Genomic DNA, 16,076 nt, shown 5'->3' with positions numbered 1-16,076 from the left:
CCACGACGTTTCGACCACGGTCGAGAGGAGCGACGTCATGGAAACATCCAGCGGAGGCTGCCTGTGCGGCGACGTGCGCATCGTCGCCACGGGACGCCCGTACCGCGTCGGCATCTGCCACTGCCTCGATTGCCGCAAGCACCACGGCGCGCTGTTCCACGCCTCGGCGATCTTCCCCGCCGACGCGGTGGCGATCGAAGGCGGGACGCGCTCGTACGCCGGGCGGCATTTCTGCCCGCGTTGCGGCTCGTCGGTGTTCGGGCGCAGCGGCGACGAAATCGAAGTGAACCTCGGCACGTTCGACGCCCCCGACCGGTTCACGCCGACGTACGAGCTCTGGACGATCCGGCGCGAATCGTGGCTGCCGCCGTTCCCGCTCGCGCGGCACTACGAGCGCGATCGCGAATCGACGGACCGCTTCGAGGACTAGGCCCGCGCCGTCGTCACTCCGAACGTCCGAATCGCTTCGCCGAGGCGATCACGAGCTTGGCGCGTTCGATCTCGCGATTGCGCGGCGTGCTCAGGGTGAACAGCGAGTTGATGAGCGTGGTGGCCGCCGCACTGACCTGCTCGACCGCCGCGTTGAACACCGCTTCGTTCGCCTTGGACGGCGTATTGAACCCGCTGAGCTTGCGCACGAACTGCAGCGCGGACGCGCGGATCTCGTCCTCCGTCGCCGGCGGATCGAAGTTGTACAGCGTCTTGATGTTCCTGCACATGGAAACCTCCAGCGCTCGTCGGGTGAGGGCAACTCCGTAGGGCGCTGCCTCGGCCGCGTCGATAGTAGATCACTCCCGAGTCCACGAAGGTGCGGGATAGCTCACCTAGGCCTGACGGCGTCGTCATTCCCGCGAACGTGGCATCCCATTTTCGCTCGTGATCACAGCCGCTGCGATGCGCGCGTCGTCGGCCCGCGCTCGAGCGCCCGCGGCCGTCACCGACGCGCGGCCTTCCCGAACCGCAAGCCAGAGCGCGATCGCAGCGGAAACCGCAGCCGGGATGAAGAACACGAGCTGCCCGAGGGACCCGTTGCCGTGCAACGTGATGAGCGCAAGCGCGGTCGCGCTGCTGCCGATCGCGAGCGCGGCGACGAGGAGGCTCGCGAGCCAGCGTAAGCGGACGGAAAACCCCGCGACCACGAGCGCGACGAACACGGCCATGATCGCGAGCAGGCCCCACGGCAGCAACCAGAGCGCCGTCTCGAGCAGCACGCCGAGGAAGCCGAGCAGCGAGTGCGCCGAGATCGCGGTGCCGAGCACGAGGAATGCCGCGGCGAGTGCGATCGAGGGCAGCGCGAGGAAGAGACTCGACAGGTACAGCAGCGTTCGCATGGGCGCCGATCCGAGTCGTCAGGTCGCTTCCCTGACCTGGAAGATGTTGCCCTCCGGGTCGCACGCATTGCAGACGACGAATCCGGGCCCGTTCCATCGTTCGCCGGACACATCGCCGCCGAGGCGCGTCGCCGTCGCCATCGCCGCTTCGATGCTCGGCACCGTGAAGAAGAACTTCAGCGCCGTGTCCTCGCGTCGCTGCGGCGGCGACGTGATCTCGATGCCCGCGGCGATGGCAGCGGGAATCCGGTGCACGAGCAACTGGATGTCCGCGGATTCGAGCACGATGAGTTCATCGGTCGCGTGCAGGCGAACCATGCCGGCCACCGACGCGTAGAACGTCGCGAGGCGCTCGGCATCCTTCGCGTAAACGAACAGGCCAGCGCGTGCGGGACCCGGCATGGCGACCTCCTGTCGGTGGAGCCTCGATCGTAGCCGATCGAACGCATCGAAGCGCACGCGTCGCCATGCAGCGCGTGGCTCGCCCACCAGCGATCGCCCGGGCCGCGTTCCGGATGCGCGCGACCGACCAGCGCGCGCTGGACGATGCCCTCGGGAGCCCCCGGCACCCCGCGGCATCGGGAAGCGGACGCCAGGCTTGCGGAGCAGGAACGCGTCGGTGAGGAAGCGCACGAGCGCGCACGCGTACTCCGTGTCGGACTCGCGGGCCGCAATGATCGGTCCCGTGGTCGGCGAATGACTGCTGCCGACCCAAAACAGACATGCGCGGTTCACTGCCGGCCCGATGATCCGTTCGCAAGCCGCGCGATCACCAGCTCGAGCAATGCCCGAAGGCGAGGCAGTCGACGCAGATCCCGGTGATAGCCGACCCATGTATCGCGGCCTGGCGGCTCGGTGCCCAAGTCGATCGGCTCGATGCCACCGGTGGCATCGGCCAACGGAATCGGCAGTACCGCGATACCCACACCGTGAGCGCACATCCTGGCTTGCACGTCGCGGCTGTTGCTGCGGAAAACCGTGCGTGCCTTCGGCAACATCGTTTGCAGCCAGCTGTCGTCGGGCACCCCTGCGAACGCGGAGTCCAGCGCCAGCAACGCACTGCCGGTGCCATCGCCCGCCATCGGATGGGCGATTCCCTGGCGAAGGTAGGCGCGATAGCGCATGTGCAACAACTTTCGCGAGACGACGTCCGGCTCATCGAACGGCCTGATGCGGAACGCCACATCGGCCTCGCGACGGGAAAGGCTCAGGAAGCGCGCATCCGTCAACAACTCGATCGTGACCTGAGGATGCAGGATGGAAAACTCCGCAAGCACCGGCGTGAGGATATGTGCGCCGAACCAATCCGACGAGGTGATTCTCAGCAGGCCTTCGAGTTGCTGCGTTTGCCCCGCAAGCCGACGCTCGATGGCGAGCGCTTCCGCTTCCATGCGTTCGGCATGACCCAGCAGGGTGGAACCTTCGTCGGTCAGGACGAAACCGTCCTTGGTCCGCTGGAAAAGCGTGTGTCCGAGCGCGTCCTCCAGGACGCGCAATCGTCGCCCCATGGTTGGCTGCGTCTGCGCCAGCTTCCGGGCGGCGGCCCCCAGCGTTCCTTCCCGCGCGATGGCCAGGAAGATGCGTAAATCGCTCCATTCCATGCGAAATCGGCTGCCGACGTCGTGTGGTTGCTCGCATGCAATTATGCATGAGCGTCATGCCGATATGACCATGCGCATGCATTATCGACTGACCTAGAATGCGCGACACGGGTTGCGACTCGGGCCATCTCGCCTCGCGATATCCCGGTCATTCATGGGACAGACGCAGGAGTTCACCTTGCATCATTTCCGGCGCGTGATAGCCGTTGCCAAGAAACTGCTCTTGGCGTTCGCCGCCCTGTTCGGCGCCGTGCTGTTTGTCCGCATGCTGGTGCTGCCGGGACTGCAGGCCCTATTCCATCCCGACGACTCCGTCACGAGCCTGCTGCGGCGGACCGGCATTATCGTCTTCGCCGTGCTGGCTTACTGGGCCTACGTCCGCCTTGTCGAAGCCCGCAATGCCAGTGAACTGCGCCCCGCGCCGCTCGCGATCATGCTCGGTGGCGCATCCGGCGGCCTGCTGGTGGCGATTTCGATGCTGTTGGTGCTTGCGCTCGGGGCGTATGAGATCACCGCCTACCATGGACTGCAGCGCGGCCTGCTCGGCATCGCCGGTCTGATCGTGATTGCCGCGACCCTGGAAGAAATCGCCTACCGTTGCATCCTTTTCCGCATCCTGGAAAGCGCCTGGGGCACCGTCCCGGCATTGTGCCTGCAGTCCGTGATCTTCGCGCTCGGTCATCTCGAAAATATCGAGGGCCGCGCCAGCATGCAGGAACTGGTCACGATGATCGTGTCGGTAACCTTGACCGGCGCACTGTGGACCCTCGTGTTCGTGCTTTCGCGAAACCTCTGGGTCGCAGCAGCGAATCACGCTGCGTGGAACTTCACGATCATCCTCTCCGGACTACCCCTGTCAGGCATTGAAGACTGGCGTCGCATGGCACCGATGGTCGGCGAGTATCGCGGCCCGGTTTGGCTGACAGGCGGTTTGTTCGGTCCAGAAAGCTCCATCGTCACGATCGTCATGCTCGTGGTCACCGTCGCTGCCATGCTGTACTGGGCCCAGCGAAAGCATCGTCTCATCGGCGGCGCGACACCGCGTATCGATACGCTGAAGTCACCGCAACCGGAAGCCCGTCCCGCCTGAAGCTGTCGCCGCGCGGCAACGTCGCATCACTGACCGAACATGGAGCGCGTGGCCGGCCAACTAGCGATCGCCCGAGCCGCGTTCCGGATACGCGCGACCGACCAGCGCGTGCTGGACGACCCCATCAGGGGCACCCGCGGCATCCTGCGGCATCGGGAAACGAACGCCGGGTTTGCGAAGCAGGAACGCGTCGATGAGGAAGCGTACAAGCGCGCGATCGTAGGCAACATCGGTGGCCGCGTACTGCTCCGGATCGCGGTTGACCCACGATTCCGCGACACGCACGCCATCCGGCGAGCCGTCGAGACGCAGCGCATAGATCAAGGCGCCGCTCCAGCTGCGATGGAACCGCAGCCAACCGTCCTCGCCATAGATGAACCACTTGTCTTCCATCCGCTCCGGCACGAGGCCGAGCATGAGCTGCTCCGCCTCCGCGTCGGTGAAGACCGCGTCGAAACCGAGCGGCGCCGTTGCCTCAGGGGGAGGCAGGCATTTCCAGGAGGATCGCGTCGCGCGCATGGTGTGGTGTCGAGGTGGATTCTGTCGAGTGCACCGCTACTGAGGCGTGGTAGCCGAGGCATCGACGCACGCCGCGACGTACATCACGCCTCTGGCTCATCCTCGCCACGAAATTGTACAGATCAAAGTCCAGCCAGACGCCCAGGTCTGCGCAGCGCGCGACAAGCTCCGGAGACATATGAAATCCCCCGTTCATTCGACGGAATTCGCCCACGACGTTGATGCCCGAATCATGGCGCCGCAGGAACTCGGCGAGCTCGGGCGGCCGTGAGGCGATATGGTCCAGAACTGCCAAGACGTAATGGTCCGGCTGCTCTTCGCCCGCAGGGATGGGCGGCTGACTGGACCACGAGTTCTCCGTTACGAGGCGGCCGCCCAGCGTCCTGTCGCCCACGCGCCTGACACGCTGGACGGCTAAGTCAACCAGCGTCGTGATCGTTTTCCGCCTCGCAGGTGAAGCCGCAAATGGCGAGGTAGGCATACACGCGAGTGGCCATCGGCATCGGTCCTGGCGGCGGCGTACAGCTTGTCACATACGCAAAGTCGCTGATGTAAATTGCACAAGCAGGAAATCCTCAATTAGCCGCCAACGCGACTGAGCAGCGATGGACGCTCGATGCGGATGGCCTCGTGAAGTGCAGCATCACTAAGCCCCTCGCGCTGCGCAACGCCTAGATCGACATTCGTGTCACGAGGAAACGTAAGCACTGGGCGGTCTTTCGCCGTGCCCAACTTAACCGAAACCTCGGCGCCAAGTGCCTGCGGGTAGGCCTTCAGAGCATTGGCGATGCGGCCTGGAAAGGGTTCCGCCGATGATGCATCTTCGTCGTAGAGGTGGTAATAGACATCGAAGTCGTCTTGAGAAACTTCGATCCATAGGCCAAGCCCCCAACTCTCTTCATGACCCGATAGCGGTACGTAGAGGATGGCCCTGATGAAGAACCGTTCGCCGTCCAAGATGCAAAGATCGTTGTTGGCTTGCGCCCTCTCAACACGAGTAGGCTCGGGGATAGCCCACACCTCATCAGGCCGCTGAAATCCGATGTCCGGCGGCCATCCGGAATGCTCTTTCCCGCACGTCTCGCAGATGTATGTCATTGGAGCCTAGACGCCTGAATTAAGCCGAGCCGCGAAGCGGCTTCGGCTTGACATGAATCGTTAGGGCCCGCCCGCAGTGGAGGGAACCCGCTCGATCTCCGAGGCAAACACATCCGCGACCCACACAGTGGGTCCGTCGGGGTCGACGCACTCCACTGTAAAGGCCGGCTCCCCGCGAGACATGGCATGCACCAATACCACTGCGCCAAGATCCCGACTCGCGGCACGCGGCCTAGCCCAGCACCAGGGTCTATTCGTTCCACCGGGATCTCGGAGGTAACGCGAACAGCAGCGTGTTCGGAGATGCTCATTGCGGGGCCTAACCACCTGAGCTAAGCCGCGCCGCGAAGCGGTGCCAGCTTGAATGATCGAATGAACTCACCTTGTGTCGCCGCACGGCTTCGATGAGCCAGGCGGATCATGATGATCCGTACACGGGATCGCGAGAGAAGTCCGCCCTGCATGCTACGCCGAACGATGTCGCCATTTCCACCGTCGCCATCGACCTCGCCAAGGATGTGTTCGAACTTGGCTTCGCCGATGCCGATGCACGCATCCTCGAGCCGCGGCGGCTCAACCGAGCCGCGTTCGCTCGCGGACTCTACAATCGCCCGCCGCTGCGCGTGGTTGGCCGCCTTACGACAGCCAACCGCACGCAATCCCCTTGCGGCTGAGCAAGACGAGGCCGATGCCGACGGCAAGCACTACCGCTTGCATGACGACAGCGACAGGACCCGCCAACCGCAGTCCGTCTGCCAGTACAAAGAGACCCATGTCCTGAACGATAATTCCGAGCAGGGAGAGAACAAAAACAGGAAGCGCCCATTTCTTGCGCAGGAGGAGCCCGATGGAACCCAGAGCTCCGCCGAACACCGCCATTGCGGTAGCTGCGACCGCCCAGCCAAGACGGGCGGCGTAGAGCGCTTGCTGCGCCTCGGGAAGCTTGGCGAGGTCTTCTGGCGAAAGACGAAGGTCGGAGAAGAATGCAATGCAGCCGAGCAGATTCCAGAGCAATGCGAGGACTGCGACGAACTTGAACCACGCCGGTGTGTTCACTCGATTTCTCCCCAGAGTGCGTACGAAATGTCGGTCCAGCTGAAGCCTGACGTAAGCCGCGCCGCGAAGCGGCATCGGCTTGGACGAATTGTCAGGCCGACGGCGGATACCAAGCAACCCGTTCCACAGCGCAGCCGGACCTGAGCGTGTTGTGGACCTCAGCCAGGCGATCGGTCTGCGCCAGCAAATGCTCGATGTGCTCCGGTGCTGCCGAAGAATCCACGCGGGCGCGATAGCTGACCGACTCGGCGCCGGCTCCGATGCCGTTGAATCGTGCGGTGGCGACGACTTCGCAACCGCTGATTTCAATTCCGAGGCGAGCAGCCTCGCGGTAGAGATCGTTGCAGTAGCAGGTGGCGAGCGCGGCCATGAGGAGCTCGCCACCGTTCACCGAGCTTCCCGGACCATGGGTCTTCGCGGCGACCTCGACGCGCTGAATGTTGCCCGCCGTGGCAACACGGACCTCGTGGCCATTCGCGTGATTGCGGATGTGCGCGGAGATTTCCATACGCGATCTTCCTTAAATGGGCGGCCCGACACCCGAGCAAAGCCGCGCCGCGAAGCGGCGTCGGCTTGGATGATCGAACGGACAACGCTCGTGTCGCCACACGGCTTCGGTGAGCCAGGCGAATCATGATGATCCGGACACGGGATCGCGAGCGGAGTCCGACATGCATGCTACGCCGGACAATGGCGCCATTGCCACCGTCGCCATCGACCTCGCCAAGGACGTGTTCGAGCTTGCCTTCGCCGATGCCGATGCACGCATCGTCGAGCGCCGGCGGCTCAACCGAACGGCGTTCGCGCGCGTGCTCGACAATCGCCCGCCGCTGCGCGTCGTGATGGAAGCCTGCGGTTCGGCGCATTATTGGGCGCGCCGGTTCGCGCGACAGCAACGCCCATCGGCCGCGTCGCGATCGCGAGTCGACTCCCGAATAAGGTGCTCTGACCCCGTTAATCCAACCCCGTTAATCCACCGCCAGCCGCTGCGCGTCGTGATGGAAGCCTGCGGTTCGGCGCATTACTGGGCGCGCCGCTTCGCGCGACTCGGGCATGCGGTCGAGCTGCTGCCGGCGCACGACGTGCGACCGTACGTGCGACGCAACAAGACCGATCGCACCGACGCCGCGGGCTTGCTCGAAGCCGCGCGCTGCGCGTCGATCCGACGCGTTCCTGTCAAGACGCCCGAACAGCAAGGCATCCAGGGGCTACACCGCGTGTGCGAGTCGCGCCGGCGACCCACTGAGTCCCGACCCCGCGTTGCACCAAGCGAAACGACGATGGCAAACGAGTCGGCCCCCGGGACGAGCAAGCCTATAACTCTTTTGGCCGTGTGTGGCCGATTGAACGTGTGGCTTCGTCTCGGCGGATTCCATCATGGCCCGAGCACCCGCTGCTCGCCCCAAGGCCGAATACACGACTGCTACCGCACCGCTTGCCAGAAGCGGAATCACTCGGTCACTTGCAAGGGGAATCCATACATGAACTGTAGGCTTCACTCCAGCTGTGAGAACCACGGCGGCCGCTTCAGGAAGAATGAAGCGTCTGCGATCTGGAATTCCTGTGTCAGGCTCGAGGTATAGATCACGCAAAGCCTCAGCGCCAACGAGTAGAAGACGTAAAGCTTGTTTGGAGAAATTACCATCTCCTGCAAGTACCGGTGCCTAATCACTTGATTCTCGCTTGGAAAGCGACGAATGACCCTGTGCGCCATCTGGCGTAATGCCGGATCATGAACAAGACCATTCAATTTCATTAAGTCATGTATTTTTGGAAATTGTATCTTACGTTGCGTAAGAAGCGACTTAACGGACTTTTCGCATGCCAAGTGGAGATCCCATAAGGCAAGCGAATTGCTCTCCTTGTGATGCGAGCTAGCAGCCGCCGCAGCTTTGCTCAGGTGCGCCACGATGGACGCTGCCATAAGCGGAACCCCAGTGTTCTCGCCGCCAGCGAAGCCAGCATTGAGCCCAATTTTGCGCAAGCCATTGCACGTGCCTGCGATTCGCTTGCTCAACTTTCCGGCCCTGGGCCCGATCGACCTTTTTGATATCTTTGGCCGAACCCATGCCATTGGATCCTCTGCGGGATACAGCTTGGAGGGAAAAGTGAGCCTCACAAGACCGTTCTCCTGAAGCGTCGAAATAGTCTTTGGAACGTCGATCGTGTGCGGCAATCCCCTGTGCACGATAAGTCCAGTTGCGTTGTCGCGCTGGGCTTTCATCAAAGAGCCATACTTGGCTACGTACCACTTGTGGATCTCAGCGTAGATTGCGGCGAACCACGGCTTCTCTATGAAGTTGTCCTTGTCATCATCCTCTTCGACCTTAACGATCGAATGGCGTGCAATCAGGTCAGCTGCTTCAATGGGACGCAGATGTAGCGGCTTGCCATTGTCAGATTGAATGGAGTCAATCGACTCAAGCATCGGAGCAATTGACCTTCTTAGCTTCAGATTTCGAGATGCCATGTGTGAAGCCTAACGCTGAGTGACGCGCCGCGAAGCGGCGTCGGCTTGAACGACTTGTACGCACCTGCACGCTAAGGGTACGCCGTCACGTGCGCAGCCGTCCCAACCACACGTGCAAACGACCTCAAACGATTGCGGTATAGGCTAGTCAACGCCATATCCAGCGTAATGGGATCGCCGACACTCCATGGGAGCGCTCCGCCAGCTGCCGAAACGCGGTTGACCATGGAGGTGGTCACGCACTTTCTGCCATGAGCTAGGGCATTGCGGACTGTTGCTACCTCTACGGCGCCGGCCTTGCCGCCATGCACATTGGTCCAGTCTCGGGCGAAAGCACTTAGTAGCGTTGTACCCCACTTCTCGATGCCTCCGCTAGAGCAGAGGCCCTTGGCAGTCACGATGCCATTGCGAAAGTCGTTTACGAGAGCAACCGAAGCAAGTGACGAATCGGCTGCATGGCTTAGCACCTCCTCAACATGGCCCTCAATCAATGCATATGAGGACAGTATGAGCAGGGTGCATACGGTGTGGCGGCTTTCGAGTGTCGGTAAGAACCTATCGCCTGGACAAGTGAATTTAGAGCCGCCATTTGTGCGTATGAGGGTTACCTGATCCCTGTCTTTGACCGGGAGGGACTTCCAAACAGACGCTGAGCTTTCGAGTGAATAGTCCACGAGCGCAAGAAACTGCGTCCACTCTTTCCAGTCGTCCCAAATGCTGTATCTATGCCAGGTCATCGAGATCCATTAGTGCGTTCAAACCACAAATAGACCCCGAGATCGGGGCATTGCGCGGCATCGTGCTCGTCCTCGCCCCTGCCGGTCAAGATGATTTCCCGTGCGACATCAATCACCTGTGGTGCCGGTCGGCTCGCAATGGAGTCCGCCCTACCGCGCAACATCCCGTATGTGAAGACGTAACAGGTTACACATCTGGACATACGGGCGTAACGGGTAATGGCGGAGTCGGTTCAGGAGTCCGTTCCGGCTTCTGCGATCCGCAAGCTCGGAACCCTCTGGATCGGGCTTTCCCGGGCGCCATTGGCGCTCGTCGCCCGGAAGGTCGGGTTTCGCGGGTGGAGGATCGAGTTCCGAGCGCGGAGGGACGAGTGCAGAGCCTCGCACTTCGAGCGCGAAGCTCGGCGCTCTCCTCGCGAAGCTCGACCTTTCGGATTCGCAACTCGGACCTTCGAGTTCGGAGCTCGACTTTTCGAGATCGGAACTCCGCCTTTCGAGTTCGGCGCTCGGCCGTTCCAGCCCTGAGCTTTGTCGTCCGGGCTCGGAGCTCGGGGTTCGAGGCCTGCGCCTTGTCCGTTCGGGCTCGGCGCTCGGGCGTTCGCGTCCGGCGCCTGGCGCGGCGAGCGTCGAGCGTCGAGCGTGGCGTGTCGAGTTCCGTGGCCTTCGGGTGGAGGACCCGGCGGCGGGGTTGGAGCGGGGAGCACGGAGGGTGACGCGGGGAGCGCGATCCGGCCGACTCCGTCGATGGCGGTTGCGGTTCTGGCGGAGCGTCGACGGCTACGTAGGCTTACGCTCCGGATGCCCTCACCCGCCGCGCGTCGCGCGGCGGCCTCTCCCGCAAGCGAGAGAGGCGAAATGCGCGCGAGGGGCGAAACGAAAAAGGGCGACGGCAGGGAGTCGGCGCCTCAGCGCTGCGCGATGCCCTCGCGCTGCGGCACGTGCTGCGGCCAGCCGCCGGCGAGGGCCTGATAGAGGGCGACGGCGCCGGTGACGCTGCGCGTGCGTGCGTCGGCGAAGGCGTCCTGGGCCTGCAGGCGGCTGCGTTCGGCGTCGAGCACTTCGAGCAGGCCGGCGGCGCCGGCTTCGTAGCGGACGCGGGCGAGGCGGGCGGCTTCGGCGCTGTCGGTGGCGGCGCGTTCGAGTTGGGCGTCTTCGGCGCGCGCCTTGGCGTAGCGCACGAGCGCGTTCTCGGTGTCCTCGAGCGCGAGCAGCACGCTCTGGCGGTACTGCGCGAGCGCGGCTTCGGCGTCGGCGCCGCTCGCGGCGATGCGTGCGCGGACGTGGCCGACGTCGAGGAAGGACCAGTCGACGCCGAGCGCGAGCAGATGCGTTTCGCTGTCGCGTTCGAACAGCGAGCCCGTGCTGATCGCCTGGGTGCCGAGCAGGCCGCCGAGCGTGAAGCGCGGGAACAGGTCGGCGGTGGCGACGCCGATACGCGCGGTCGCGGCATGCAGGCGCTGCTCGGCCGCGGCGACGTCGGGGCGACGGCGCAGCAGCTCGCCCGGCGTGCCGGCGTCGAGGCGTTCGGGCAGCGCGGGCAATGCGCCCGGCGTTTGCAGTTCCTCGATCAGCGCGCCGGGCGTGCGGCCGGTGAGCACGGCGAGGCGATGCATCGCGAACGCGATCTGCGCCTCGAGCGCAGGCACGCGCGCGTCGGTCGTTTCGAGCTGCGCGCGCGCACGCGCGCTGTCGAAGTCGGTGCCGCCGCCCGCGTTCACGCGCGCGTCGACGAGCTGCAGTGTTTCGCGCTGGTTCGTTGCATTGTCCTGCGCGACGCGCAGGCGTTCCTGCAGGCCGCGAAGTTCCACGTACGTGCGCGCGACGGAACCCGCGATCGCGACCTGCGCCGCGGCGAGGTCGGCTGCACTCGCGGCCGCGTCGGCGCGACCGGCTTCGATCGAGCGGCGGATGCGGCCGAAGAGGTCGAGCTCCCAGCTCGCAGCGACGCCAGCGTCGTAGCTCTTCGTGTCGCGGCCGTCGCGGTCGACGCCGGGCAACTGGTCGGCGCTGGCGCGGATGTCCTGGCCGTTCGCACTCGCGGTGATCACCGGCAGTGCGTCGAACTTCGCGCTGCGCAGTTCCGCGTTGGCGCGCTCGTAGTGGGCGAGCGCGACCTTGAGGTCGTTGTTCGCGGCGAGCGCCTGCTCGATGAGCGCGGTGAGTTCGGCGTCGCCGAAGCGCGCCCAGAATGCATCATCGGGCGCGGGAACCGCGGCCGCATCGGTGGCGGCGTCGGCACGCGCGAATTCGGCCGGCGCGGCGGCATCGGGCTTCACGTAGTCGGGACCGACCGTGCACGCGCCGAGCGCGAGCATGAGGCCGAGTGCGAGCGCCTTCGGCGCCGTGGACAGGATGGGATCAGCCATGAGGGTTCTCCTCGGTCGCGGCGACGGGTGCGTTCGCAAACAGCACCGTGGGGTCGCCGGCGGACCAGACGTTGTCGATGCGCATGTGCTCGATCAGCCAGAGGCCGTCGTGGCGCACGAGATCGACGTGGTAGATGTTCTTGAGCAGCAGGTGCCGGCGGTGGTCGCCGCGCGGCAGGTGCTGCGCCTCGACGAGCGCGAACAGGCCCGCGCGCTCGCCGTCGTAACCGGTGATGCGCGGGTTCGTCACGGTGTGGGTCGTGTCCAGCGCGGCGATCGCCGCGAAGATCGTCTCGACGATCACCTCGCGCCCCGCGAAGGGCGCGAGCGCGACGCCGAAGCGGCCGGCTGGCTGGCTGAAGTCGAGCGTCGCGTCGGCGGCGAACGCCGACGCGAACAACGCGCGGTCGCGCAGGTCCTGCCCGGCGCCGAAGCGGTACAGCGCGTCGACGATCGCGAGCTGGTCGCGCGGCCCGACCGCGCCGGCCGCATGCGCGGGTCCGGCCGCGTCGGTGCGCGCCACCGCTGCAGCCGGCACGGACGCCGCCGCGAACGACGGCGCCATGCGGCGGCGATCATGCTCATGCATGGGCATGGGCGATCTCGCCGTGCTGGCCGTGCGACACGAGCGGGCGGCTGCCGAACAGCTTGCGCAGGGTCACGTAGAACACCGGCGTGAGGAACAGGCCGAACAGCGTCACGCCGATCATGCCCGCGAACACCGTGATGCCGGTGGCCGAGCGCACTTCCGCGCCCGCGCCGTGCGAGAGCACGAGCGGCACGGTGCCGGCAATGAACGCGATCGAGGTCATCACGATCGGGCGCAGGCGCAGGCGGCACGCTTCCAGCGCGGCCTCGACGATGCCCCTGCCCTGCATCTCCAGCTCGCGCGCGAACTCGACGATGAGGATCGCGTTCTTGCACGCGAGGCCCATCAGCACGACCAGGCCCACCTGCACGAACACGTTGTTGTCGCCGCCGGTGAGCTTGACGCCGAGCAGCGCGGCGAGCATGCACATCGGCACGATCAGGATCACCGCGAGCGGCAGGGTCCAGCTCTCGTACAGCGCCGCAAGCACGAGGAACGCGAGCAGGATCGCCAGCGGGAACACGACCAGCGCGGCCTTGCCCTGCGTCGCCTGCTGGTAGCTGAGATCGGTCCATTCGATCTTCATGCCGTTCGGCAGCACCTTGTCGGCGGTGTCGGCGACGATGCCCATCGCCTGCGCCGACGACAGCAGGCGCGGGTCGCCTTCGCCGGCGAGGTCCGCCGCGGGATAGCCGTTGTAGCGCAGCACCGGGTCGGGGCCGTAGGTCTGGTGGATCTTCACCATCGAGCCGATCGGCACCATCTCGCCGCGGTCGTTGCGCGTGCGCAGCTTGGCGATGTCCTCGACGCTGTCGCGGAACGAACCGTCCGCCTGCGCGATGACCTGCCAGGTGCGGCCGAACTGGTTGAAGTCGTTGACGTAGACCGAGCCGAGGTAGGTCTGCAGCGTGTCGAACAGGCCGGTCAGCGACACGCCCTGCGCCTTCGCCTTGACGCGGTCGACCTCGGCGTCGAGCTGCGGCACGTTGGCCTGGTAGCTCGAGATCGGGAAGCCCATGCCCGGCGTCTGCGCGATCGCACCCTGCATCGACTGCACCGCGGTCTGCAGCGCGCCGTAGCCGAGGTTGTCGCGGTCCTCGATGAAGGCCTGGTAGCCGTTGCCGTTGCCGAGGCCGAGGATCGGCGGCGGCATCAGCGCGAACGTGAAGCCGTCCTGCAGGCCGCCGATCTTCTGGTTGATCTCGGTGACGATCTCGGCCGCCGTGCGATGACGCTCGTTGAACGGCTTCAGCGGAAAGAACACCACGCCCGTGTTCGGGGTGTTGGTGAACTGCAGCGCGTTGAGGCCCGGGAACGCGACCGAGTGCGCGACGCCTTCGGTCTTCATCGCGATGTCGGCGACCTTCTTGAGCAGCGCGTCGGTGCGTTCGATCGACGAACCTTCCGGCGTCTTCACGCCCGCGATCAGGTAGAGCTTGTCCTGGGTCGGGATGAAGCCCGGCGGCACGATGCGGAACATCAGCCCCGTCGCGACGAGCAGCACCGCGTACACCGCGAACACCGCGGCGCGACGCACCAGCGTGCGCGACACCGCGCCCTGGTAGCGATCCGAGCTGCGCTTGAAGAAGCGGTTGAACGGACGGAACACCCAGCCGAACAGGCGCTCGATCAGGCGCGACAGCGCGTCCTTCGGCGCGTCGTGCGCCTTGAGCAGGCGCGCGGCGAGCGCGGGCGACAGGGTCAGCGAGTTGATCGCCGAGATGACCGTCGAGATCGCGATCGTCACCGCGAACTGCTTGTAGAACTGGCCGGTCACGCCGTTGAGGAACGCCATCGGCACGAACACCGCGCACAGCACCAGCGCGATCGCGATGATCGGGCCGGACACTTCCTTCATCGCCTGGTGCGCCGCCTCGAGCGGGCTGCGGCCTTCCTCGATGTTGCGCTCGACGTTCTCCACCACGACGATCGCGTCGTCGACGACGATGCCGATCGCGAGCACGAGGCCGAACAGGCTCAGCGTGTTGATCGAGAAACCGAGCAGGTAGAGCGCCGCGAACGTGCCGACGATCGACACCGGTACCGCGATCAGCGGGATGATCGACGCGCGCCAGGTCTGCAGGAACAGGATCACCACGAGCACGACCAGCAGCACCGCCTCGAGCAGCGTGCTCACCACCGCCTTGATCGAGTCGCGCACGAAGATCGTCGTGTCGTAGACGGCCTCGTACTTGATGCCCTCGGGGAAGCGCTTGGCCATCTCGTCCATGTTGGCGATGACCGACTTCTGGATCTCCAGCGCGTTCGCGCCCGGCGCCTGGAAGATGCCGATGCCGACCGCGTTCTTGCCATCGAGTTGCGAGCGCAGGGTGTAGTCGCCCGCGCCGAGTTCGAGCCGCGCGACGTCGGACAGGCGCACGATCTCGCCGTCCGCGCCGGCCTTGAGCACGATGTTGCCGAATTCCTCCGGCGTCTTGAGGCGACCCTGCGCGTTGATCAGGGTGAGGAAGTTGCTGCTCGGCATCGGCTCGGCACCGAGCTGGCCGGCCGAGACCTGCACGTTCTGCTCGCGCATCGCCGCGACGACGTCGCCTGCGGTGAGGCCGCGCGAGGCGACCTTGTCGGGGTCGAGCCACGCGCGCATCGCATAGTCGCCGCCGCCGAAGATCTGCGCGTCGCCGACGCCCTGCAGGCGCGCGAGCGTGTCCTTGACGTGCATGCGCGCGTAGTTGCGCAGGTACAGCGTGTCGTACTTGCCGCTCGGCGAGGTCAGGTGCACGACCATGAGGAAGGTCGGCGACTGCTTCTGCGTGGTCACGCCCTGGCGGCGCACGTCCTCGGGCAGGCGCGCGAGCGCCTGGCTCACGCGGTTCTGCACTCGCACCGCGGCGTCGTCGGCATCGGTGCCGGGACGGAACGTGACGGTCATCTGCAGCACGCCGTCGGAACCGGCGACCGACTTGATGTACATCATGTTCTCGACGCCGTTGATCGCTTCCTCCAGCGGCGTCGACACGGTGTCGGCGATCACCTTCGGATTCGCGCCCGGGTAGACCGTGCGCACGATCACCGACGGCGGCACCACTTCGGGATATTCGCTGATCGGCAGGATCGGGATCGCGATCAGGCCGGCGGCGAAGATCACGATCGACAACACCGCGGCGAAGATCGGCCGGTCGATGAAGAATCTGGAAAAGTCCATGGGTTTGTCCTTGCGCGGCGCACGGCCGCATCCGGACCGCCTCCATCGGGAGGCGG

At 65.1% G+C, this 16,076-nt stretch carries 15 protein-coding genes and 3 pseudogenes; 5 read left to right on the top strand and 13 right to left on the bottom strand.

What is annotated here, in order from left to right; translation table 11 throughout:
* Window positions 1-37: 37 nt before the first annotated feature.
* On the top strand, window positions 38-430 hold the full coding sequence (locus EV148_RS15840; protein WP_131999818.1) for a GFA family protein: 393 nt from the start codon (window positions 38-40) through the stop codon (window positions 428-430).
* A gap of 13 nt (window positions 431-443) precedes the next feature.
* Here EV148_RS15840 and EV148_RS15835 read toward each other — a convergent pair whose 3' ends face one another.
* The 4 genes from EV148_RS15835 to EV148_RS15820 form a co-directional block, all read right to left on the bottom strand.
* On the bottom strand, window positions 444-719 hold the full coding sequence (locus tag EV148_RS15835; RefSeq protein WP_131999817.1) for a DUF2277 domain-containing protein: 276 nt from the start codon (window positions 717-719) through the stop codon (window positions 444-446).
* Window positions 720-842: 123 nt separating this feature from the next.
* Window positions 843-1,331 (bottom strand): hypothetical protein, encoded by a 489-nt coding sequence (locus tag EV148_RS15830; protein WP_131999816.1) that lies wholly within the window; start codon window positions 1,329-1,331, stop codon window positions 843-845.
* Window positions 1,332-1,349: 18 nt separating this feature from the next.
* On the bottom strand, window positions 1,350-1,733 hold the full coding sequence (locus EV148_RS15825) for a VOC family protein (RefSeq protein ID WP_131999815.1): 384 nt from the start codon (window positions 1,731-1,733) through the stop codon (window positions 1,350-1,352).
* A 329-nt stretch (window positions 1,734-2,062) separates the two neighbouring features.
* Entirely contained in the window at window positions 2,063-2,932 is an 870-nt protein-coding gene (locus EV148_RS15820; RefSeq protein WP_131999814.1) for a LysR family transcriptional regulator, read from the bottom strand.
* Between the two features lie 154 nt (window positions 2,933-3,086).
* Between EV148_RS15820 and EV148_RS15815 the strand changes: the two genes are divergently transcribed.
* Window positions 3,087-4,022 carry a CPBP family intramembrane glutamic endopeptidase gene (locus tag EV148_RS15815; RefSeq protein ID WP_131999813.1) on the top strand — a complete coding sequence of 312 codons (936 nt, stop codon included), beginning with the start codon at window positions 3,087-3,089 and terminating at the stop codon, window positions 4,020-4,022.
* Window positions 4,023-4,082: 60 nt separating this feature from the next.
* On the opposite strand, the gene EV148_RS18740 is transcribed toward EV148_RS15815, so the two are convergent.
* The 3 genes from EV148_RS18740 to EV148_RS15800 all read right to left on the bottom strand — a co-directional run bounded on the left by EV148_RS18740 (window position 4,083) and on the right by EV148_RS15800 (window position 5,639).
* The gene (locus EV148_RS18740; RefSeq protein ID WP_199222808.1) at window positions 4,083-4,439 is read right to left on the bottom strand and encodes a hypothetical protein; all 357 of its coding nucleotides are present in this window, start codon (window positions 4,437-4,439) and stop codon (window positions 4,083-4,085) included.
* A 58-nt stretch (window positions 4,440-4,497) separates the two neighbouring features.
* Window positions 4,498-4,935: a hypothetical protein gene (locus EV148_RS15805; protein ID WP_131999812.1), complete on the bottom strand. Its 438-nt coding sequence runs from the start codon at window positions 4,933-4,935 to the stop codon at window positions 4,498-4,500.
* 185 nt (window positions 4,936-5,120) lie between these two features.
* Window positions 5,121-5,639, bottom strand: coding sequence for a DUF2199 domain-containing protein (locus EV148_RS15800; RefSeq protein WP_131999811.1), 519 nt, complete (start codon window positions 5,637-5,639; stop codon window positions 5,121-5,123).
* Between the two features lie 458 nt (window positions 5,640-6,097).
* On the opposite strand from EV148_RS15800, the pseudogene EV148_RS19000 reads away from it, so the two are divergent.
* Window positions 6,098-6,268 (top strand): annotated as a pseudogene (locus EV148_RS19000) (IS110 family transposase); the annotation flags it as partial.
* A 7-nt stretch (window positions 6,269-6,275) separates the two neighbouring features.
* Here the strand turns inward: EV148_RS19000 and EV148_RS15790 are convergent.
* On the bottom strand, window positions 6,276-6,695 hold the full coding sequence (locus EV148_RS15790; RefSeq protein WP_131999809.1) for a hypothetical protein: 420 nt from the start codon (window positions 6,693-6,695) through the stop codon (window positions 6,276-6,278).
* 91 nt (window positions 6,696-6,786) lie between these two features.
* Window positions 6,787-7,203 (bottom strand): OsmC family protein, encoded by a 417-nt coding sequence (locus EV148_RS15785; RefSeq protein ID WP_131999808.1) that lies wholly within the window; start codon window positions 7,201-7,203, stop codon window positions 6,787-6,789.
* A gap of 163 nt (window positions 7,204-7,366) precedes the next feature.
* Between EV148_RS15785 and EV148_RS15780 the strand changes: the two are divergent.
* Window positions 7,367-7,588, top strand: a pseudogene (locus EV148_RS15780) (IS110 family transposase); the annotation flags it as partial.
* A gap of 90 nt (window positions 7,589-7,678) precedes the next feature.
* Window positions 7,679-7,921: pseudogene (locus tag EV148_RS15775) on the top strand (IS110 family transposase); the annotation flags it as partial.
* A gap of 269 nt (window positions 7,922-8,190) precedes the next feature.
* Here EV148_RS15775 and EV148_RS15770 read toward each other — a convergent pair.
* The 4 genes from EV148_RS15770 to EV148_RS15755 form a co-directional block, all read right to left on the bottom strand.
* Complete coding sequence (locus tag EV148_RS15770) at window positions 8,191-9,123, bottom strand: HEPN domain-containing protein (RefSeq protein WP_158287506.1); 933 nt, start codon at window positions 9,121-9,123, stop codon at window positions 8,191-8,193.
* Window positions 9,124-10,807: 1,684 nt separating this feature from the next.
* Window positions 10,808-12,268 (bottom strand): efflux transporter outer membrane subunit, encoded by a 1,461-nt coding sequence (locus EV148_RS15765; RefSeq protein WP_199222807.1) that lies wholly within the window; start codon window positions 12,266-12,268, stop codon window positions 10,808-10,810.
* Window positions 12,261-12,863, bottom strand: a complete 603-nt coding sequence (locus EV148_RS15760; protein ID WP_199222806.1) for a nuclear transport factor 2 family protein — start codon at window positions 12,861-12,863, stop codon at window positions 12,261-12,263. Before EV148_RS15760 ends, EV148_RS15765 begins: the two co-directional genes overlap by 8 nt.
* Window positions 12,850-16,020, bottom strand: a complete 3,171-nt coding sequence (locus tag EV148_RS15755) for an efflux RND transporter permease subunit (protein ID WP_131999806.1) — start codon at window positions 16,018-16,020, stop codon at window positions 12,850-12,852. Before EV148_RS15755 ends, EV148_RS15760 begins: the two co-directional genes overlap by 14 nt.
* Between the last annotated feature and the right edge of the window lie 56 nt (window positions 16,021-16,076).

It is taken from the genome of Dokdonella fugitiva, assembly GCF_004342425.1.
GTDB classification, from domain to species: domain Bacteria; phylum Pseudomonadota; class Gammaproteobacteria; order Xanthomonadales; family Rhodanobacteraceae; genus Dokdonella_A; species Dokdonella_A fugitiva.
The sequence above is the reverse complement of the archived record's forward strand: the minus strand, read 5'-3'. Positions and strand labels throughout refer to the sequence as shown.